The following is a 17,039-nucleotide window of genomic DNA, read 5'->3' on the forward strand; positions in this document are numbered from 1 at the left end:
ATAAAGGAGGAGAAGAGAAATGGCAAAGGCACATTTTGAGAGAACCAAGCCACACGTAAACATAGGAACAATAGGACACGTAGACCACGGTAAGACAACATTAACAGCAGCAATAACAACAGTATTAGCTCAATACGGAAGAGCACAAGCAACAAAGTATGACGAAATAGATAAGGCACCAGAAGAAAAGGAAAGAGGAATAACAATCAACACAGCACACGTTGAATACGAAACAGAAACAAGACACTATGCACACGTTGACTGTCCAGGACACGCTGACTACGTAAAGAACATGATAACAGGAGCAGCACAAATGGACGGAGCAATCCTTGTAGTTAGTGCAGCAGATGGTCCAATGCCACAAACAAGAGAGCACATACTACTTGCAAGACAAGTTGGTGTTCCATACATTGTAGTATTCCTAAACAAGGCAGATATGGTAGATGACCCAGAACTAATCGACCTTGTAGAAATGGAAATCAGAGACCTACTAAACGAATATGAATTCCCAGGAGATGACACTCCAATCGTAGTAGGATCAGCACTACAAGCACTTGAATGTGGATGTGGAAAGCCAGAATGTCAATGGTGTGGAAAGATATTAGAGCTAATGAACACAGTAGATAGCTACATTCCAACACCAGAAAGAGATAGAGATAAGCCATTCCTAATGCCAGTAGAAGACGTATTCACAATAACAGGAAGAGGAACAGTTGCAACTGGTAGAGTAGAAAGAGGAGTACTAAAGGTAGGAGACGAAGTAGAAATCGTAGGACTATCAGATGAAAAGAAGAAGACAGTAGTAACTGGAGTAGAAATGTTCAGAAAGATACTTGATATGGCAGAAGCAGGAGACAACATAGGAGCACTTCTAAGAGGTGTAACAAGAGACGAAATAGAAAGAGGTCAAGTACTTGCAAAGCCAGGATCAGTAAATCCACACAAGAAGTTTGAAGGTCAAGTATACGTATTAAAGAAAGAAGAAGGTGGAAGACATACTCCATTCTTCAACGGATACAGACCACAATTCTACTTCAGAACAACAGACGTTACAGGTTCAATTAAGCTACCAGAAGGCGTTGAAATGTGTATGCCAGGAGACCACATCAACATGGAAGTTGAACTAATCACTCCAATCGCTATGGAAGAAGGATTAAGATTCGCTATCCGTGAAGGTGGAAGAACTGTAGGTGCTGGTGTTGTTGCTAAGATTTTTGAATAATTAAAATTAGGGCGACGTTAAGTCGCCCTAAATTATGAAAAAAATACTAATAAAAAAATAAAATAAAGGTATTGTCAAATCACAAATTATATTGTAAAATATAAGAGTTGTGAAGTGTCAAGCTGCGATGACGCAAGAGGTTGCCGGAAACGGGGAATTCTTGCCGAGTATGTCCAGATCTTGAATCGGGCGACGAGGTTGTGTGTAAATTTACGGGGAAAATTAAGAAACACCCGGTATAGTGTACACAATAACCGTTGTCGTGCGTAGAAAAATCAAAGCGTGCGATGAAAAGGAGGGTAAGATTATGGCAAAGCAAAAAATAAGAATCAAATTAAAGGCATTTGATCACAATCTATTAGATGCATCAGCTCAAAAGATAGTTGAAACTGCAAAGAAGACTGGAGCACAAGTTTCAGGTCCAGTACCACTACCAACTGAAAAGGATGTAGTAACAATTCTAAGAGCAGTACACAAGTACAAGGATTCAAGAGAACAATTTGAAATAAGAACTCATAAGAGACTAATTGATATTACAAACCCAACTCAAAAGACAGTTGATTCACTTATGAGACTTGACCTACCAGCAGGTGTTGATATCGAAATAAAGCTATAATATGAACTATTATGAATGCGTTCGCATTCCGCTGATAAGTTTAGGAGGTGTAGAGGATGAAAAAGGCAATATTAGGTAGAAAGCTTGGAATGACTCAAATATTTGATGAGAACGGAAGAGTAATTCCTGTTACAGTAATAAAGGCTGGTCCATGTTTTGTTGTTCAAAAGAAGACTGTGGATACAGACGGATACAATTCAATTCAAGTAGGTTTTGAAGAAATAAGAGAAAAGCTTGTTAATAAGCCAATGAAGGGACATTTTGAAAAGGCAAATCTTAAGCCACTAAGATTTGTTAAGGAATTCAGATTAGAAGATGTTTCAGCATACGAAGTAGGAAGCGAAATTAAAGCTGACGTATTCGCGGCTGGAGATAAGGTTGATGTTACAGGAACATCAAAGGGTAAAGGATTCCAAGGTGTTATAAAGAGATGGAATGCTAACAGAGGACCAATGAGCCACGGTTCAAAGTATCATAGAGCGGTAGGTTCAATGGGTGCTTCATCTGACCCATCAAGAACATTCAAAGGAAAGAAAATGCCTGGACATATGGGCGCAAGAAAGTCAACTATGCTAAACCTACAAGTTGTTAAGGTTGATGCAGAAAGAAACCTAATTCTTGTTAAGGGTGCAGTACCAGGACCAAAGAAGGGTCTAGTAATTATAAGAGATTCAGTTAAGGCTTGATTCTAAAGGAAAGGAGGAATAACGATGCCTAAGGTAGATTTATATAATATGAACGCTGAGAAGGTTGGAGAAATCGAACTTTCAGATGCAGTATTTGGAGTTGAAATAAATCCATATGTTATGCATCAAGTTGTAAAGATGCAACTTGCAAACAAGAGACAAGGAACACAATCAGCATTAACAAGAGCAGAAGTTTCTGGTGGTGGAATAAAGCCATGGAGACAAAAGGGAACAGGTAGAGCAAGACAAGGTTCTATAAGAGCTCCACAATGGACACATGGTGGTATTGTATTTGCTCCAAAGCCAAGAGATTACAGCTTTACAGTTCCAAAGAAGGTAAAGAGACTTGCATTAAAGTCAGCTCTTTCATCAAAAGTTGTTGACAACAACATAATAGTGCTTGATGAACTTAAGTTAGATGCTCCAAAGACAAAGACAATAGTTGAAATGTTAAAGAAGTTCGATGCAAAGAAGACTTTAATAGTTGTTAAGGAATCAGATGAAGTAATCTACAAGTCAGTTAGAAATATAGAAAATGCACATGTTATACCAGTAAACAATATAAATGTTTACGATCTATTAAAGTATGAGAAGCTAATAATAACTAAGGATGCCGCTTCTAAAGTGGAGGAGGTGTATGCATAATGAAGCTAACAAGCTATGATATAATAAGAAGACCAGTAATAACTGAAAAGACAATGGCTCAAATGGCAAACAGACAATACACCTTCATGGTACATGTAGATGCAAACAAGTCAATGATAAAGAGAGCAGTAGAAGAAGTTTTTGGAGTTAAGGTTGAAGATGTAAAGACTCAAAACTACGAAGGAAAGACAAAGAGAGTAGGAATGAATGTTGGTAAGAGACCAAGCTTCAAAAAAGCAATAGTTAAGCTTACTGCAGATAGCAAAGCAATTGAATTCTTTGAAGGATTTAATGCGTAATTGATATAGATATTTTGGCGCTATTGGCAGGACTGCCAGATAAGCTGTAAAGGAGGGTTAGCAATGGGAATTAAAAAGTTTAAGCCAACTACGCCTGGTAGAAGAAATATGACTGGGCTTTCATTTGAAGAAATAACAAAGAAAGAACCTGAAAAGTCATTGGTTATAACACTTAAGAAGCATTCAGGAAGAAATAGCTACGGAAGAATAACTGTACGTCACAGAGGTGGCGGATACAAGATAAAGTACAGAATAATTGACTTCAAGAGAGATAAGGATGGTATTCCAGCAAAGGTAACTGCTATAGAATACGATCCAAATAGAACAGCTAACATAGCACTTCTTACTTATGCAGATGGAGAAAAGAGATATATACTTGCTCCAAATGGTTTATCAGTAGGCGATACAGTAATGTCAGGTGAAAATGCTGACATTAAAGTAGGAAATGCTCTAAAGCTTAAGGACATTCCAGTAGGTACAATGATACACAACATAGAATTAAATCCAGGAAAAGGTGGTCAGTTAGTAAGAGCAGCTGGTGCAGCAGCTCAGCTAATGGCTAAGGAAGGTAAGTACGCACAAGTAAGACTACCATCCGGAGAAGTTAGATTAGTAAGACTTGAATGCAAAGCTACAATTGGTGTTGTAGGTAATGCAGAACACGAACTAGTTATAATAGGTAAAGCAGGTAGAAAGAGACATATGGGTATCAGACCTACAGTTAGAGGTTCTGTTATGAACCCAGTTGACCACCCACACGGTGGTGGTGAAGGTAAGTCACCAATAGGACGTCCATCACCTGTTACTCCATGGGGTAAACCAACTCTTGGATATAAGACTAGAAAGCATAAGAAGTATTCAGATAAATTAATAGTAAAGAGAAGAAAGTAATATAAGGGGCAGGGCTAAGCTCTGCTTCCTAATGTTAACTTATGCGAAGGGAGGCACGAATTAACATGGGTAGATCATTAAAAAAAGGTCCATTTGTTGAAGAAAGACTTTTCAAAAGAATACTTGAAATGAACAAGAATGGTGAAAAGAAGGTTATAAAGACTTGGTCAAGAAGTTCAACAATATTCCCACAAATGGTTGGACACACTATAGCTGTATATGATGGAAAGAAGCACGTTCCAGTTTATATTACAGAAGATATGGTAGGACATAAGCTTGGGGAATTTGCACCAACAAGAACTTACAGAGGCCATGATGACACAGAAAAGAAATCAAAAGTTAGATAATGAAGGGAGGGCGCATTCATGGAAGCAAGAGCACATGCAAGATATATAAGAATGTCTCCAAGAAAAATAAAGGTTGTTCTTGACCTAATAAGAGGCAAGAAGGTTAATGAGGCTTTAGCAATACTAAAGCATACTCCAAGGGCAGCAGCACCTGTTGTAGAAAAGCTACTTAAGTCAGCTATAGCAAACGCTGAAAACAATCACAATATGGATGTAAACAAGTTATTTGTTGCAGAAACATATGCAAATCAAGGGCCAACACTAAAGAGATTTAGACCAAGAGCTCAAGGAAGAGCTTACAGAATAAGAAAAAGAACAAGCCATATAACTATGGTATTAAAAGAAAGAGCATAAAGCATAACCAGAAGGAGGGTTAATAGTGGGACAAAAAGTAAATCCACATGGATTAAGAGTTGGAGTTATTAAAGACTGGGATGCTAAATGGTATGCAAATGATAAGGATTTTGCAGACTTACTAATAGAAGATAACAAGATAAGAGAATTTATAAAGAATAAGCTATATGCTGCAGGAATATCAAGAGTTGTTATAGAAAGAAAAGCAAATAAGTCAGTAAAGATAAACATCCACACTGCTAAGCCAGGTATAGTAATCGGAAAAGGCGGTCAAGGTGTAGAAGATCTTAAGAATGAAATAGCTAAGATGACTGGAAAGAATATACTTATAAACATAGTTGAAATAAAGAATCCAGAAATAGATGCACAACTTGTTGCTGAAAATATAGCTGCTCAAATCGAAAAGAGAGTTTCATTTAGAAGAGCAATGAAGCAAGCTATATCAAGAGCAATGAAGTTCAACATAAAGGGTATAAAGACTGCTGTTTCAGGAAGACTTGGTGGAGCTGAAATGGCAAGAACAGAAAGATATCATGAAGGAACTATTCCACTACAAACTTTAAGAGCGGATATAGATTATGGATTTGCAGAAGCTCACACAACTTACGGGAAAATAGGTGTTAAGGTTTGGATATATAAGGGAGAAGTTCTTGGAAAGAAAAAGGAAGTTATAGAAACTGAAGAAGCTGCGAACAACTAATGTAACGGGAAGGAGGAAAATACCATGTTAATGCCTAAGAGAGTTAAGCATCGTAAGGTGCAACGTGGAAGAATAAAAGGAAAGGCTACAAGAGGTAACTTTATAGCATATGGAGATTATGCTATAATGGCAACAGAAGCGGGTTGGATAACAAGCAATCAAATAGAAGCTGCCAGAATAGCAATAAACAGATATATAAGAAGAGGCGGAAAGCTTTGGATAAAGATATTCCCAGATAAGCCAATAACAAAGAAACCAGCTGAAACTCGTATGGGTTCAGGTAAGGGTTCACCAGAATACTGGGTAGCAGTAGTTAAGCCAGGTAGAGTTCTATTCGAATTATCAGGGGTTGCAGAAGAAGTTGCAAGAGAAGCAATGAGACTTGCTTCACACAAGCTTCCTGTAAAAACTAAGTTTGTTACAAGAAGAGACTTCGAGATGGGTGGTGAAGTAAATGAAGGCTAATGAGTTAAAGGCACTACGTGAAAGCAATCTTCAAGAATTAAATAAAAAGGTTATGGATTTAAAAGCTGAACTTTTCAATTTAAGATTCCAACTTGCCACAGGACAGCTTGAAAATCCAATGAGAATAAGAGAAGTTAAGAAATCAATCGCTCAACTTAAGACAATAATAAGAGAGAAAGAACTAGTAGAAGCAAATAAATAATGAAGGGAGGTACTTCCTGTGGAAAGAGGACTAAGAAAGGTTAGAATAGGTAAAGTTGTATCTGATAAGATGCAAAAGACAATAGTAGTTGCTGTTGAAGATAAAGTACGTCACCCATTATACGGAAAGACTGTTAATAGAACAAAGAAATTCAAGGCACACGATGAAAACAATGAAGCTAAAATCGGTGATATCGTAAAGATAATGGAAACAAGACCATTAAGCAAGGATAAGAGATGGAGACTTGTTGAAATAGTTGAAAGAGCAAAATAATTGGTTGTGAAAGGAGGGCTTTTATATGATTCAGCAACAAACCATACTAAAGGTTGCAGATAACTCTGGCGCTAAGGAAATTATGTGTATCAGAGTATTAGGTGGTTCAAAGAGAAAGTATGGAAATATAGGAGATATAATAGTTGCTAGCGTTAAAAGTGCAACACCCGGAGGTGTTGTTAAAAAGGGAGACGTTGTTAAGGCAGTTATCGTAAGATCAGTAAAAGGAACAAGAAGACCAGATGGTTCATATATAAGATTTGATGAAAACGCAGCTGTTATAATAAAGGATGACAAAACACCAAGAGGAACAAGAATTTTTGGACCAGTTGCAAGGGAATTAAGAGATAAGGAATTTACAAAGATACTATCACTTGCACCAGAAGTTCTATAATGCAAGGAGGTGGCTGAAGTGACAATGCCTAAGGTACATGTAAAAAGAGGAGACACAGTTGTTGTAATAGCAGGAAAAGATAAGGGTAAGGTAGGAGAAGTTCTAAAGGTTCTACCAAAGAAGAATAGAGTAATAGTTAAAGGTGTTAACATGATTTCAAAGCATGTTAAGCCAAGTATGGCAAATAGAGAAGGCGGAATAATAAAGACAGAAGGAACAATACATGCATCAAATGTTATGCTTTACTGCACAAAGTGCAATAAGGCAACAAGAGTAGCATACAAGTTCTTAGAAGACGGAACAAAGGTAAGAGTATGCAAGAAGTGCAATGAGACTTTCTAATCCTGAAAGGAGGTACACTAGATGATTCCAAGACTTAAGGAAAAGTATGAGAAAGAAGTGGTACCAGCATTACGCGAAAAGTTTGGATATAAGAGCATAATGGAAGTACCAAAAATAGAAAAAATCGTTATCAATATGGGTGTTGGTGACGCTAAGGATAATTCAAAACTATTAGATGCGGCTGTAAATGATTTAACTCTTATAACAGGACAAAAGGCTGTTGTTACAAGAGCAAAGAAATCAATAGCTAATTTCAAGTTAAGACAAGGAATGCCAATCGGATGCAAGGTAACTTTAAGAGGAGCAAAGATGTATGAATTTGCAGATAAACTATTCAACGTTGCTCTTCCAAGAGTTAGAGATTTCAAGGGAGTTTCAAACAAGGCATTCGATGGTAGAGGAAACTACACATTAGGAGTTAAGGAACAATTAATATTCCCAGAAATAGAATATGATAAGGTAGAAAAGCTAAGAGGAATGGATATCGTGTTTGTAACTACTGCAAAGACTGACGAAGAAGCAAGAGAATTACTAAGACTTCTTGGAATGCCATTCGCTCAATAATAAAGGAGGGAAAACTGTGGCACGTAAAGCATTAGTTGAAAAGTGGAAGAGAGAACCTAAGTTCTCAACTAGAGCATATACAAGATGTAGAATATGTGGTAGACCACACGCAGTTCTTAGAAAGTACGGAATATGCAGAATTTGCTTTAGAGAATTAGCTTATAAGGGACAAATTCCAGGTTGTAAGAAGGCAAGCTGGTAATGATAAATGAAAGGAGGCAGAAAATATGGTAATGACTGATCCAATTGCAGATATGCTAACTCGTATAAGAAACGCTAATATAGCAAGGAAAGACTTTGTTGAATTTCCTGCTTCAAAGATAAAGAAGGCAATAGCACAAATAATGTTAGAAGAAGGTTATATAGCTAACCTTGAAGAATATATGGACGGGTCAGTTCCAATGTTAAGAGTAACTCTTAAGTATGGACAAAACAGAGAAAGAGTTATAACTGGTGTTAGAAGAATATCAAAGCCAGGTCTAAGAGTTTATGCTCAAAAGGATAATATACCAAAGGTGCTTGGAGGATTAGGAACAGCTATTCTTTCAACATCAAAGGGAATAGTAACTGATAAGGTTGCAAGAAAAGAAGGAGTAGGCGGAGAAGTTATCTGTTATATATGGTAATATAAACGAATGGAGGTGCAGTCATGTCAAGAATAGGAAGATTACCTATTGCTGTTCCTCAAGGAGTAACTGTTACAGTTGACGCAAACAACCTTGTAACAGTTAAAGGTCCAAAAGGAACTCTAACAAGGCAATTTAGCAAATTAATGAATATAAATGTTGAAGACGGCAAAGTTGTAGTAACAAGACCAAACGATGAAAAGAAATCAAGAGAACTACACGGTTTAACAAGAACACTAATTAACAATATGATAGTTGGTGTTACTCAAGGATACCAAAAGGCACTTGAACTTGTAGGTGTAGGTTACAAGGTTCAAAAGCAAGGAAAGAAGCTTGTAATTAACGTTGGATACTCACATCCAGTTGAAATAGAACCAGAAGAAGGAATTGAATTTGATGTACCAGCAGCTACACAAATAGTGGTTAAGGGTATAGATAAGGAATTAGTTGGTCAAGTAGCTGCAAGAATTAGAAGCGTAAGAGAACCAGAACCATACAAAGGAAAGGGAATCAAGTACGCTGACGAAGTGATTAGACGTAAGGAAGGTAAGACAGGTAAGAAATAATAGAAGGGAGTGAGCTAAATGTTAAATAAGCCATCCAGAAGCGAACAAAGGGAAAAGAGACACCTAAGAGTTCGTAAGAAGGTTTATGGTACTGCAGAAAGACCAAGATTAAATGTATATAGAAGTGAAAAGCATATATATGCACAAATTATAAATGATGAAATGGGAGTAACACTTGTTGCAGCTTCATCATTAGATAAAGAACTTAAAGGAAAGCTTGCGTGTGGTAGCAACAAAGAAGCAGCAAGAGTAGTAGGTGAACTTGTTGCAAAAAGAGCATTAGAAAAGGGAATTAAGAAGGTTGTATTTGACAGAGGCGGATATATATATCATGGTAGAGTTAAGGAACTTGCAGAAGCTGCAAGAGAAGCAGGCCTTGACTTCTAATTGAGAAGGAGGGAAATAGATGAGAATCGATCCTAGCAAGTTAAACCTTAAAGAAAAGGTTGTATATATAAACAGAGTTACTAAGGTTGTTAAGGGTGGTAGAAACTTTAGATTCAGTGCTCTTGTAGTTGTAGGAGACGAAAACGGCCATGTTGGTGTAGGAATCGGTAAGGCTGTTGAAGTTCCAGAAGCTATAAGAAAGGGAATCGAAGATGCTAAGAAGAACTTAATAAAGGTTTCATTAACTGGAACTACAGTACCACACGATGTAGTTGGTGAATTCGGTGCTTCAAGCGTACTTATAATGCCTGCAAACGAAGGTACAGGAGTTATCGCAGGTGGTCCTGTACGTGCAGTGCTTGAGCTTGCTGGAATTAAGGACGTTAGAGCTAAGTCTCTAGGTTCAAATAATCCAAGAAATATGGTTAATGCAACAATAAACGGACTTTCCAAGCTAAGAACACCAGAAGAAATAGCAAAGCTTAGAGGAAAGACTGTTGAAGAGATATTAGGATAAGAGGGGGGATTTACATGGCAAAGTTAAAAGTAACATTAGTAAAAAGCACAATAGGAAAAAAACCTGACCATGTAGCTACTGTTAAAGCCCTCGGTTTAAGAAAGATAGGTCATACAGTTGAGCATCAAGATACTCCTGCTATCAGGGGAATGATTAATAAAGTAAATTACATGCTAAAAGTTGAAGAAATGTAATGAGGGAGGTGCTAAAATGAAGCTACATGAATTAAGACCAGCTCCCGGTTCAACAAAGGAGCCTAAGAGAAAGGGTAGAGGTACAGCTACAGGACAAGGTAAGACAGCTGGTAGAGGACAAAAGGGCCAAACTTCAAGATCAGGTGGTGGAGTAAGACCAGGTTTTGAAGGAGGTCAAATGCCACTACACAGAAGACTACCAAAGAGAGGATTTACAAACATATTTGCTAAGGAATATACAGAAGTTAATATAGAAGTTTTAAATAAATTTGAAAACGGAACAGAAGTAACACCAGAACTTTTAAAGGAAGCTAAAATCGTTAAGAATGTAAGAGACGGTATAAAGATACTTGGCGAAGGAACTTTAACAAAGAGCTTAACTGTAAAGGCTCATAACTTCACAAAGTCAGCTATAGAAAAAATAGAAGCTGCCGGAGGAAAAGTTGAGGTGATTTAATTATGTTTAAGACCTTACGTAATGCTTGGGGGGTACCAGAATTAAGAAAGAAACTACTTACAACTCTGTTCTTGTTATTAGTTTTCAGGGCAGGAGTATTTATTCCTGTTCCTGGAGTTAGAACAGATGTTGTTAAGCAGATGGTAGAGGGTGGTCTGTATCTGGGTTTCCTCGATATAATATCAGGTGGAGCTTTTAAAGATTTTAGTATATTTGCATTAGGTGTAGTTCCTTACATTAATGCATCCATTGTATTTAGCTTGTTGACAATTGCAATTCCAAGCCTTGAACAGCTTTCAAAGGAAGGCGAAGAAGGCAGAAAGAAGATTGCAGAATACACAAGATATGCAGCTTTAATATTTGCTGCAATACAAGGTTTAAGTATAAGCTTGTATCTAAGAAACAATGGTGCACTTGCACAAGAGGGATGGACACAAATTTTAATTATAATAATAACATTAATAACTGGAACAATATTCTTAATGTGGTTAGGTGAAAAAATCACTGAATATGGTTTAGGAAATGGAACATCACTTATAATATTCTCCGGTATATTAGCAAGAATACCAGCTATGATTGCACAATTAACTATATTAGTTAAGGGTCAATCAGTTAACATTATACAAGTTGTTTTATTCATAGTATTTGCACTTGCATTAGTTGCGGGTGTTGTTACTATGGATTTAGCAGAAAGAAGAATACCAGTTCAATATGCTCAAAGAAAAGTTGGAATGCGTATGTATGGTGCACAAAGCACGCATATTCCAATAAACGTTAACTCTGCTGGTGTTATTGCTATAATATTTGCTATGTCAGTAATGCAATTTCCATTAGTAATATCACAATTAACACTGCCACCAACTAATAAATTTAGAATGTTATTTGAAGCAGGATGGCTAAGTCCAAAGTATCCAATATATCCAATAATATATGTAATACTTATAGTTTTCTTTACTTGGTTCTATACAACAGTTACATTTAAACCAGATGAAGTAGCACAAAATTTACAAAAGAGTGGTGGATTTATACCTGGACTTAGACCTGGTAAACCAACTGAAGAGTTTTTAACAAGAGTTATTAATAGAATGACAATCATCGGTGGAATATTTGCTTCAATCGTAGCAGTAACTCCAATAATACTAAGTCAAGTAAGCAATCTTGGACAGTTACAATTTGGTGGTACTGCATTACTTATCGTAGTTGGTGTTGCATTAGAAATAGATAAACAATTAAAGGCAAATTTAGTAATGAGACACTACGAAGGTTTCTTGAAATAGAGTAAATGGAGTTGATTTAGATGAAAATAGTGCTTCTTGGACCACCTGGGGCGGGAAAAGGAACACAAGCAAAATTAATAGTTCAAAAATATAATATTCCTCATATATCAACAGGTGATATATTCAGAAAGAACATTAAAGAAATGACGCCTCTGGGCATTAAGGCCAAGGAATACATTGATAAAGGACAATTAGTTCCAGATGAGCTTACTGTTGAAATAGTAAAGGATAGAATAAAGGAAGATGATTGTAAAAATGGTTTTCTATTAGATGGTTTTCCAAGAACAGTAGCTCAAGCTGATGCACTAAATGATGTATTATCAGAATTAGGAACTAAACTTGATTATGTTATAAATATTAAGGTAGATGAGAATAATTTAATAGAAAGATTGTCTGGTAGGAGAGTATGCCCAAAGTGTGGTGCAAGTTTCCACGTAGTATTTAATCCTCCAAAGGTTGAAGGAGTATGCGATTACTGTGGAGCAGAAGTTGTACAAAGGGCAGATGACTCAGAAGAGACAGTTAAGAATAGACTATCAGTTTATAATAAACAAACCCAACCATTGATAGATTATTATATGAAGAATGGTTTAATAAAAAATATTAATGGTGAACAGGATATAAATGATGTATTTGAAGAAATATGTAATGTTTTAGGGAGCGACAAAAAATGATTTATTTAAAATCTGATCAAGAAATTGAAATAATGCGAAAAGCAGGGCAGATAGTCGCTGAGACTCTTCTAATTTTAGAAGAGGCAATAAAACCTGGTATCACCACAAAAGAACTTGATAAAATAGCAGAAGAATATATAATAAGCTGTGGAGCCCGTCCTTCATTTAAGGGTTACCACGGGTTCCCAGCAACAATCTGTGCTTCAGTTAATGAAGAAGTAGTACATGGAATTCCGGGAGAGCGAGTACTGAAGGAAGGCGATATAATAAGTGTTGACTGCGGTGCTTTTTATAAAGGTTTTCATGGTGATGCAGCAAGAACCTTCCCAGTAGGTAAGGTAACTCCCGAAGCCCAAAGACTAATCGATGTTACCAGGGAAAGTTTTTTTGAGGGAATAAAATATGCAAAGGTTGGCAACAGATTAGGAGATATATCAGCAGCTATCCAGGAATATGTAGAAAAAAACAATTTTTCTGTAGTACGTGACTATGTAGGGCACGGTATAGGACGTGAGATGCACGAACAACCATCAGTTCCTAACTATGGCAAAAGCGGAAGAGGAATGAGATTGAATAAGGGACTTGTTCTTGCGATAGAACCTATGGTTAATATGGGAACCTTCGCAGTTAAGGAATTAGACGATGGTTGGACAGTAGTTACTTACGATGGAAAGCTGTCTGCACATTATGAAAACACTGTTGCTATACTTGATAACGGTCCTGAGATTCTAACTTTGAAAAAATAGAGGTGGAATGTATGGATAATATTGCCCTGGGACAAATAGTTCATTCAAGAGCAGGTAGAGATAAGGGTAGATACTTTATAGTAGTAGGAATTATAGATGAAAACTATGTTCTTCTTGCAGATGGAGATTTAAGAAAGATTGAATCGCCAAAGAAAAAGAAGATTAAGCATCTTGTTTTTCACGATAAATTTGCAGTAGACATAGTTGAAAAAATTAAAACAAATCAACGCATCACCAATGCAGACCTTAAAAAAACTTTGCAGTCAATGGGTTTATTATAAGGAGGTTAGATTAGCCTATGGCAAAAGAGGATATAATCGAATTGCAAGGTACTGTTGTAGAAGCATTACCTAATGCAATGTTCCAAGTGGAGTTAGAAAATGGCCACAAAATACTCGCTCATATATCAGGTAAGTTAAGAATGAATTTTATAAGAATACTTCCAGGTGATAAGGTAACAGTTGAAGTTTCACCTTATGACTTAACTCGTGGTAGAATTATATGGAGAGGAAAGTAAGGAGGGATAGCCAATGAAGGTTAGACCATCAGTTAAGCCAATTTGCGAAAAGTGCAAAATAATAAGAAGACATGGTAGAGTTATGGTTATATGCGAAAACCCAAAGCATAAGCAAAAGCAAGGTTAATTTTGCGCGGCTGCACTGAAGGCTAAATCGCTTCGGTGATTTATATATTAATGTTTTAGTGGTTTTAAGTAAAATACAGGAGGTGTAAAAACTCAATGGCAAGAATAGCTGGTGTAGATTTACCAAGAGAGAAGAGAGTAGAAATAGCACTAACATACATCTATGGTATAGGTAGACCAAGTGCTAACAAGATTCTTGAAGCTACAGGAGTAAATCCAGATACAAGAGTTAAGGATCTATCAGAAGAAGACGTTAACAAACTAAGAGAATATATCGATAAGAACTTTGTTGTTGAAGGTGACCTAAGAAGAGAAGTTGCTCTTAACATAAAGAGACTAATGGAAATAGGTTGCTATAGAGGACTAAGACATAGAAGAGGACTACCAGTTAGAGGTCAAAGAACAAAGACAAACGCAAGAACAAGAAAAGGCCCAAGAAGAACAATTGCTAATAAGAAGAAAGCAGGAAAGTAATAAAGGAGGGACAGTGAATGGCGGCTCAAGCAAAGGCTAAGAAGGTTAGAAGAAAAAGAGAGCGTAAGCATGTTGACCGTGGAGCGGCACACATCAAGTCAACATTTAACAATACAATTGTAACTATAACAGATACAGCAGGAAATGCTATTTCTTGGTCAAGTGCTGGTGCACTTGGATTTAGAGGTTCAAGAAAGAGCACTCCATTTGCAGCACAAATGGCAGCAGAAACTGCAGCAAAGACTGCTATAGAACACGGTATGAAGTCAGTTGAAGTATATGTAAAGGGACCTGGAGCAGGTAGAGAAGCTGCTATAAGAGCTCTTCAAGCAGCTGGACTTGAAGTTAGCCTAATAAAGGATGTAACTCCAATTCCACACAACGGTTGTAGACCACCTAAGAGAAGAAGAGTTTGATGATTGGAGGTGTAAAGAATGGCAAGATATTCAGGACCATCATGTAAATTATGTAGAAGAGAAGGAGTTAAGCTATATCTTAAGGGAGATAGATGCTACTCAGATAAGTGTGCATTAGCAAGAAGACCATATGCACCAGGACAACACGGACACAACAAGAAGAAGTTAACAAACTATGGTGTTCAATTAAGAGAAAAGCAAAAGGCAAAGAGAATTTACGGAGTACTTGAATCACAATTCAGAAAGTACTACGAAGAGGCTGATAGATTAAAGGGAATCACTGGTGAAAACCTACTAAGACTTCTTGAACTAAGACTTGACAACGTAATCTTTAGACTTGGATTTGCAAGCTCAAGAGCAGAAGCAAGACAATTAGTAAGACACGGACACTTTACTGTAAATGGTAAGAAGGTTAATATACCATCATACCAAGTAAGAGTAAATGATGAAATAGCTGTAAGAGAAAAGAGCAAATCAAGCGAAAAGATAAAGGCTCTAATGCAAGTTGAAACTAATGTTCCAAAGTGGTTAACTGTTGATAAGGAAAATATGGTAGGTAGAGTAGTATCACTTCCACAAAGAGAGGACATTGATATACCAGTTAACGAAACATTAATAGTTGAGCTTTACAGCAAGTAATTTAGTGTAGAATTATTTGCCCTCGCAAGTTGATACTTCTAAATAAAGGAGGGTTAAATTAATGTTAGAAATAGAAAGACCAAGAGTTGAATGTGTTGAAAAATCTGAAGATGGTTCATATGCAAAATTTGTAATTGAGCCACTTGAAAGAGGATACGGAACAACTTTAGGTAACGCTATGAGAAGAATTCTGCTGTCATCATTACCAGGTGCAGCAGTAACTTCTGTTAAAATAGATGGTGTTTTACACGAGTTCTCAACTATACCTGGTGTTAAGGAAGATGTAGTTGAGTTAATACTTAACCTAAAGAGTTTAGCTATAAAAATGGATGGCGAAGGAACAAGAACTGGTGTAATTGATGTAAAGGGGCCAGCTGTAGTTACAGGTGCGGATATAAAGGTTGATGGAGATGTTGAAATAATAAATTCTGATCACGTGCTTGCAACAGTAAGTGAGAGCGGAAGACTATATGCTGAAGTAACTATCGGTAAAGGTAGAGGTTATGTTTCAGCAGATAAAAATAAGCATCCAGGTCAACCAATAGGATTAATTCCAGTAGATTCAATCTACACACCTGTTAAGAGAGTTAACTATACTGTTGAAAATACACGTGTTGGACAAATAACAGACTATGATAAGTTAACTCTTGAATTATGGACTAACGGAACAATTAAACCAGAAGAAGCAGTAAGTTTATCAGCAAAGATATTAATAGAACACTTTAAACTATTCCTTTCACTAACAGACTTAGCTGATAAGGTAGAAATAATGGTTGAAAAGGAAGAAGAAAAGAAGGATAAAGTTATTGAAATGACAATTGAAGAGCTTGATTTATCAGTAAGATCATACAACTGCTTAAAGAGAGCTGGAATTAATACAGTTCAAGAACTGATTAATAAAACAGAAGACGATATGATGAAGGTAAGAAACCTTGGTAAGAAATCATTAGAAGAAGTTCAACAAAAGCTTGAAGCACTTGGACTTAGCTTGAAAAAGAGCGAAGAATAGGAGGGATTTTCAGTGGCAGGATATCGTAAGCTAGGACGTCCAACTGACCAAAGAAAAGCTATGTTAAGAAATCTTGTAACAAGCTTTTTTAAGTCAGAGGACGGTAGAATAATAACAACTGAAGCAAGAGCGAAAGAAGTAAGAAGTCTTGCTGAAAAGATGATAACTCTTGCAAAAAGAGGAGATCTACACGCAAGAAGACAAGTTCTTGCTTTCATAACTGAAGAAGAAGTAGTTGCTAAGTTATTCTCAGAAGTTGCACCAAAGTACGCTGAAAGAAACGGTGGATACACAAGAATCATTAAGATGGGTCCAAGAAGAGGCGACGCAGCAGAAATGGTTATACTTGAATTAGTGTAATAAAAAAGAGGGATTAAGTTAAGTATATTAATACTTAATCCCTTTCTATATTAA

At 36.7% G+C, this 17,039-nt stretch carries 33 protein-coding genes; all 33 read left to right on the plus strand.

All coding sequences use genetic code 11. From position 1 onward, the window contains the following. Positions 1 to 19: 19 nt before the first annotated feature. Positions 20 to 1,222, plus strand: coding sequence for an elongation factor Tu (gene tuf, locus BUB63_RS04560; protein WP_073248108.1), 1,203 nt, complete (start codon positions 20 to 22; stop codon positions 1,220 to 1,222). A gap of 307 nt (positions 1,223 to 1,529) precedes the next feature. Next, positions 1,530 to 1,838, plus strand: coding sequence for a 30S ribosomal protein S10 (rpsJ, locus tag BUB63_RS04565; RefSeq protein WP_027309123.1), 309 nt, complete (start codon positions 1,530 to 1,532; stop codon positions 1,836 to 1,838). 56 nt (positions 1,839 to 1,894) lie between these two features. Further along, entirely contained in the window at positions 1,895 to 2,524 is a 630-nt protein-coding gene (rplC, locus tag BUB63_RS04570; RefSeq protein ID WP_027309124.1) for a 50S ribosomal protein L3, read from the plus strand. Between the two features lie 24 nt (positions 2,525 to 2,548). Further along, complete coding sequence (rplD, locus tag BUB63_RS04575; protein ID WP_027309125.1) at positions 2,549 to 3,169, plus strand: 50S ribosomal protein L4; 621 nt, start codon at positions 2,549 to 2,551, stop codon at positions 3,167 to 3,169. Further along, entirely contained in the window at positions 3,169 to 3,468 is a 300-nt protein-coding gene (rplW, locus tag BUB63_RS04580) for a 50S ribosomal protein L23 (protein WP_027309126.1), read from the plus strand. The genes rplD and rplW overlap by 1 nt, the downstream gene beginning before the upstream one ends. Positions 3,469 to 3,531: 63 nt before the next feature. Next, positions 3,532 to 4,359, plus strand: coding sequence for a 50S ribosomal protein L2 (gene rplB / locus BUB63_RS04585; protein ID WP_027309127.1), 828 nt, complete (start codon positions 3,532 to 3,534; stop codon positions 4,357 to 4,359). A 65-nt stretch (positions 4,360 to 4,424) separates the two neighbouring features. Further along, on the plus strand, positions 4,425 to 4,706 hold the full coding sequence (rpsS, locus tag BUB63_RS04590) for a 30S ribosomal protein S19 (RefSeq protein ID WP_073248109.1): 282 nt from the start codon (positions 4,425 to 4,427) through the stop codon (positions 4,704 to 4,706). A gap of 18 nt (positions 4,707 to 4,724) precedes the next feature. Beyond that, positions 4,725 to 5,060: a 50S ribosomal protein L22 gene (rplV, locus tag BUB63_RS04595; RefSeq protein ID WP_027309129.1), complete on the plus strand. Its 336-nt coding sequence runs from the start codon at positions 4,725 to 4,727 to the stop codon at positions 5,058 to 5,060. Positions 5,061 to 5,085: 25 nt separating this feature from the next. Next, positions 5,086 to 5,760 carry a 30S ribosomal protein S3 gene (rpsC, locus tag BUB63_RS04600; RefSeq protein WP_073248110.1) on the plus strand — a complete coding sequence of 225 codons (675 nt, stop codon included), beginning with the start codon at positions 5,086 to 5,088 and terminating at the stop codon, positions 5,758 to 5,760. Between the two features lie 24 nt (positions 5,761 to 5,784). Beyond that, entirely contained in the window at positions 5,785 to 6,225 is a 441-nt protein-coding gene (gene rplP, locus BUB63_RS04605) for a 50S ribosomal protein L16 (protein WP_073248111.1), read from the plus strand. Continuing rightward, a complete protein-coding gene (gene rpmC, locus BUB63_RS04610) occupies positions 6,215 to 6,427 on the plus strand; it encodes a 50S ribosomal protein L29 (protein ID WP_027309132.1) in 213 nt (70 codons plus the stop codon). The genes rplP and rpmC overlap by 11 nt, the downstream gene beginning before the upstream one ends. 18 nt (positions 6,428 to 6,445) lie before the next feature. Next, complete coding sequence (gene rpsQ, locus BUB63_RS04615) at positions 6,446 to 6,700, plus strand: 30S ribosomal protein S17 (RefSeq protein WP_027309133.1); 255 nt, start codon at positions 6,446 to 6,448, stop codon at positions 6,698 to 6,700. A gap of 25 nt (positions 6,701 to 6,725) precedes the next feature. Continuing rightward, positions 6,726 to 7,094: a 50S ribosomal protein L14 gene (gene rplN / locus BUB63_RS04620; RefSeq protein ID WP_018663705.1), complete on the plus strand. Its 369-nt coding sequence runs from the start codon at positions 6,726 to 6,728 to the stop codon at positions 7,092 to 7,094. A gap of 24 nt (positions 7,095 to 7,118) precedes the next feature. Next, positions 7,119 to 7,436: a 50S ribosomal protein L24 gene (gene rplX, locus BUB63_RS04625; RefSeq protein ID WP_027309134.1), complete on the plus strand. Its 318-nt coding sequence runs from the start codon at positions 7,119 to 7,121 to the stop codon at positions 7,434 to 7,436. A gap of 21 nt (positions 7,437 to 7,457) precedes the next feature. Continuing rightward, positions 7,458 to 8,000, plus strand: a complete 543-nt coding sequence (rplE, locus tag BUB63_RS04630) for a 50S ribosomal protein L5 (RefSeq protein WP_051350702.1) — start codon at positions 7,458 to 7,460, stop codon at positions 7,998 to 8,000. Between the two features lie 16 nt (positions 8,001 to 8,016). Next, positions 8,017 to 8,202 carry a type Z 30S ribosomal protein S14 gene (locus tag BUB63_RS04635; RefSeq protein ID WP_027309136.1) on the plus strand — a complete coding sequence of 62 codons (186 nt, stop codon included), beginning with the start codon at positions 8,017 to 8,019 and terminating at the stop codon, positions 8,200 to 8,202. Positions 8,203 to 8,227: 25 nt separating this feature from the next. Beyond that, positions 8,228 to 8,626 carry a 30S ribosomal protein S8 gene (gene rpsH / locus BUB63_RS04640; protein WP_027309137.1) on the plus strand — a complete coding sequence of 133 codons (399 nt, stop codon included), beginning with the start codon at positions 8,228 to 8,230 and terminating at the stop codon, positions 8,624 to 8,626. Between the two features lie 23 nt (positions 8,627 to 8,649). Then, the gene (gene rplF, locus BUB63_RS04645; RefSeq protein WP_073248112.1) at positions 8,650 to 9,192 is read left to right on the plus strand and encodes a 50S ribosomal protein L6; all 543 of its coding nucleotides are present in this window, start codon (positions 8,650 to 8,652) and stop codon (positions 9,190 to 9,192) included. Positions 9,193 to 9,210: 18 nt separating this feature from the next. Beyond that, positions 9,211 to 9,579 carry a 50S ribosomal protein L18 gene (rplR, locus tag BUB63_RS04650; RefSeq protein ID WP_073248113.1) on the plus strand — a complete coding sequence of 123 codons (369 nt, stop codon included), beginning with the start codon at positions 9,211 to 9,213 and terminating at the stop codon, positions 9,577 to 9,579. A gap of 19 nt (positions 9,580 to 9,598) precedes the next feature. Beyond that, a complete protein-coding gene (gene rpsE, locus BUB63_RS04655; protein ID WP_073248114.1) occupies positions 9,599 to 10,096 on the plus strand; it encodes a 30S ribosomal protein S5 in 498 nt (165 codons plus the stop codon). Positions 10,097 to 10,110: 14 nt separating this feature from the next. Next, positions 10,111 to 10,290, plus strand: a complete 180-nt coding sequence (gene rpmD, locus BUB63_RS04660) for a 50S ribosomal protein L30 (RefSeq protein WP_027309141.1) — start codon at positions 10,111 to 10,113, stop codon at positions 10,288 to 10,290. 16 nt (positions 10,291 to 10,306) lie between these two features. Next, entirely contained in the window at positions 10,307 to 10,747 is a 441-nt protein-coding gene (gene rplO, locus BUB63_RS04665) for a 50S ribosomal protein L15 (protein WP_073248115.1), read from the plus strand. A 2-nt stretch (positions 10,748 to 10,749) separates the two neighbouring features. After that, positions 10,750 to 12,024: a preprotein translocase subunit SecY gene (secY, locus tag BUB63_RS04670; RefSeq protein ID WP_073248116.1), complete on the plus strand. Its 1,275-nt coding sequence runs from the start codon at positions 10,750 to 10,752 to the stop codon at positions 12,022 to 12,024. 20 nt (positions 12,025 to 12,044) lie between these two features. Then, complete coding sequence (locus BUB63_RS04675) at positions 12,045 to 12,698, plus strand: adenylate kinase (RefSeq protein WP_073248117.1); 654 nt, start codon at positions 12,045 to 12,047, stop codon at positions 12,696 to 12,698. After that, positions 12,695 to 13,444, plus strand: coding sequence for a type I methionyl aminopeptidase (gene map / locus BUB63_RS04680; RefSeq protein WP_027309145.1), 750 nt, complete (start codon positions 12,695 to 12,697; stop codon positions 13,442 to 13,444). The genes BUB63_RS04675 and map overlap by 4 nt, the downstream gene beginning before the upstream one ends. Before the next feature lie 11 nt (positions 13,445 to 13,455). After that, a complete protein-coding gene (locus BUB63_RS04685; RefSeq protein WP_027309146.1) occupies positions 13,456 to 13,725 on the plus strand; it encodes a KOW domain-containing RNA-binding protein in 270 nt (89 codons plus the stop codon). A gap of 17 nt (positions 13,726 to 13,742) precedes the next feature. Then, positions 13,743 to 13,961 (plus strand): translation initiation factor IF-1, encoded by a 219-nt coding sequence (infA, locus tag BUB63_RS04690; protein WP_027309147.1) that lies wholly within the window; start codon positions 13,743 to 13,745, stop codon positions 13,959 to 13,961. Between the two features lie 13 nt (positions 13,962 to 13,974). Beyond that, positions 13,975 to 14,088, plus strand: coding sequence for a 50S ribosomal protein L36 (gene rpmJ / locus BUB63_RS04695; RefSeq protein ID WP_018663678.1), 114 nt, complete (start codon positions 13,975 to 13,977; stop codon positions 14,086 to 14,088). A 95-nt stretch (positions 14,089 to 14,183) separates the two neighbouring features. After that, positions 14,184 to 14,561, plus strand: coding sequence for a 30S ribosomal protein S13 (gene rpsM, locus BUB63_RS04700; protein ID WP_027309148.1), 378 nt, complete (start codon positions 14,184 to 14,186; stop codon positions 14,559 to 14,561). 17 nt (positions 14,562 to 14,578) lie between these two features. Further along, positions 14,579 to 14,977 (plus strand): 30S ribosomal protein S11, encoded by a 399-nt coding sequence (gene rpsK / locus BUB63_RS04705; RefSeq protein WP_027309149.1) that lies wholly within the window; start codon positions 14,579 to 14,581, stop codon positions 14,975 to 14,977. Between the two features lie 18 nt (positions 14,978 to 14,995). Continuing rightward, a complete protein-coding gene (rpsD, locus tag BUB63_RS04710; protein ID WP_073248118.1) occupies positions 14,996 to 15,616 on the plus strand; it encodes a 30S ribosomal protein S4 in 621 nt (206 codons plus the stop codon). 61 nt (positions 15,617 to 15,677) lie between these two features. Beyond that, positions 15,678 to 16,625, plus strand: a complete 948-nt coding sequence (locus BUB63_RS04715) for a DNA-directed RNA polymerase subunit alpha (protein ID WP_073248119.1) — start codon at positions 15,678 to 15,680, stop codon at positions 16,623 to 16,625. A 12-nt stretch (positions 16,626 to 16,637) separates the two neighbouring features. After that, complete coding sequence (gene rplQ / locus BUB63_RS04720; RefSeq protein ID WP_027309152.1) at positions 16,638 to 16,985, plus strand: 50S ribosomal protein L17; 348 nt, start codon at positions 16,638 to 16,640, stop codon at positions 16,983 to 16,985. The last annotated feature ends 54 nt before the right edge of the window (positions 16,986 to 17,039 follow it).

Source organism: Caloramator proteoclasticus DSM 10124, from assembly GCF_900129265.1.
Classification (GTDB): Bacteria; Bacillota; Clostridia; order Clostridiales; family Caloramatoraceae; genus Thermobrachium; species Thermobrachium proteoclasticum.

What these genes read in the sequence shown, in the direction of transcription:
- tuf (WP_073248108.1), top strand. Translation starts at nt 20, where the DNA reads ATGGCAAAGGCACATTTTGAGAGAACCAAGCCACACGTAAACATAGGA.
- rpsJ (WP_027309123.1), top strand. Translation starts at nt 1,530, where the DNA reads ATGGCAAAGCAAAAAATAAGAATCAAATTAAAGGCATTTGATCACAAT.
- rplC (WP_027309124.1), top strand. Translation starts at nt 1,895, where the DNA reads ATGAAAAAGGCAATATTAGGTAGAAAGCTTGGAATGACTCAAATATTT.
- rplD (WP_027309125.1), top strand. Translation starts at nt 2,549, where the DNA reads ATGCCTAAGGTAGATTTATATAATATGAACGCTGAGAAGGTTGGAGAA.
- rplW (WP_027309126.1), top strand. Translation starts at nt 3,169, where the DNA reads ATGAAGCTAACAAGCTATGATATAATAAGAAGACCAGTAATAACTGAA.
- rplB (WP_027309127.1), top strand. Translation starts at nt 3,532, where the DNA reads ATGGGAATTAAAAAGTTTAAGCCAACTACGCCTGGTAGAAGAAATATG.
- rpsS (WP_073248109.1), top strand. Translation starts at nt 4,425, where the DNA reads ATGGGTAGATCATTAAAAAAAGGTCCATTTGTTGAAGAAAGACTTTTC.
- rplV (WP_027309129.1), top strand. Translation starts at nt 4,725, where the DNA reads ATGGAAGCAAGAGCACATGCAAGATATATAAGAATGTCTCCAAGAAAA.
- rplP (WP_073248111.1), top strand. Translation starts at nt 5,785, where the DNA reads ATGTTAATGCCTAAGAGAGTTAAGCATCGTAAGGTGCAACGTGGAAGA.
- rpmC (WP_027309132.1), top strand. Translation starts at nt 6,215, where the DNA reads ATGAAGGCTAATGAGTTAAAGGCACTACGTGAAAGCAATCTTCAAGAA.
- rplN (WP_018663705.1), top strand. Translation starts at nt 6,726, where the DNA reads ATGATTCAGCAACAAACCATACTAAAGGTTGCAGATAACTCTGGCGCT.
- rplX (WP_027309134.1), top strand. Translation starts at nt 7,119, where the DNA reads ATGCCTAAGGTACATGTAAAAAGAGGAGACACAGTTGTTGTAATAGCA.
- rplE (WP_051350702.1), top strand. Translation starts at nt 7,458, where the DNA reads ATGATTCCAAGACTTAAGGAAAAGTATGAGAAAGAAGTGGTACCAGCA.
- rpsH (WP_027309137.1), top strand. Translation starts at nt 8,228, where the DNA reads ATGGTAATGACTGATCCAATTGCAGATATGCTAACTCGTATAAGAAAC.
- rplF (WP_073248112.1), top strand. Translation starts at nt 8,650, where the DNA reads ATGTCAAGAATAGGAAGATTACCTATTGCTGTTCCTCAAGGAGTAACT.
- rplR (WP_073248113.1), top strand. Translation starts at nt 9,211, where the DNA reads ATGTTAAATAAGCCATCCAGAAGCGAACAAAGGGAAAAGAGACACCTA.
- rpsE (WP_073248114.1), top strand. Translation starts at nt 9,599, where the DNA reads ATGAGAATCGATCCTAGCAAGTTAAACCTTAAAGAAAAGGTTGTATAT.
- rpmD (WP_027309141.1), top strand. Translation starts at nt 10,111, where the DNA reads ATGGCAAAGTTAAAAGTAACATTAGTAAAAAGCACAATAGGAAAAAAA.
- rplO (WP_073248115.1), top strand. Translation starts at nt 10,307, where the DNA reads ATGAAGCTACATGAATTAAGACCAGCTCCCGGTTCAACAAAGGAGCCT.
- secY (WP_073248116.1), top strand. Translation starts at nt 10,750, where the DNA reads ATGTTTAAGACCTTACGTAATGCTTGGGGGGTACCAGAATTAAGAAAG.
- BUB63_RS04675 (WP_073248117.1), top strand. Translation starts at nt 12,045, where the DNA reads ATGAAAATAGTGCTTCTTGGACCACCTGGGGCGGGAAAAGGAACACAA.
- map (WP_027309145.1), top strand. Translation starts at nt 12,695, where the DNA reads ATGATTTATTTAAAATCTGATCAAGAAATTGAAATAATGCGAAAAGCA.
- BUB63_RS04685 (WP_027309146.1), top strand. Translation starts at nt 13,456, where the DNA reads ATGGATAATATTGCCCTGGGACAAATAGTTCATTCAAGAGCAGGTAGA.
- infA (WP_027309147.1), top strand. Translation starts at nt 13,743, where the DNA reads ATGGCAAAAGAGGATATAATCGAATTGCAAGGTACTGTTGTAGAAGCA.
- rpmJ (WP_018663678.1), top strand. Translation starts at nt 13,975, where the DNA reads ATGAAGGTTAGACCATCAGTTAAGCCAATTTGCGAAAAGTGCAAAATA.
- rpsM (WP_027309148.1), top strand. Translation starts at nt 14,184, where the DNA reads ATGGCAAGAATAGCTGGTGTAGATTTACCAAGAGAGAAGAGAGTAGAA.
- rpsK (WP_027309149.1), top strand. Translation starts at nt 14,579, where the DNA reads ATGGCGGCTCAAGCAAAGGCTAAGAAGGTTAGAAGAAAAAGAGAGCGT.
- rpsD (WP_073248118.1), top strand. Translation starts at nt 14,996, where the DNA reads ATGGCAAGATATTCAGGACCATCATGTAAATTATGTAGAAGAGAAGGA.
- BUB63_RS04715 (WP_073248119.1), top strand. Translation starts at nt 15,678, where the DNA reads ATGTTAGAAATAGAAAGACCAAGAGTTGAATGTGTTGAAAAATCTGAA.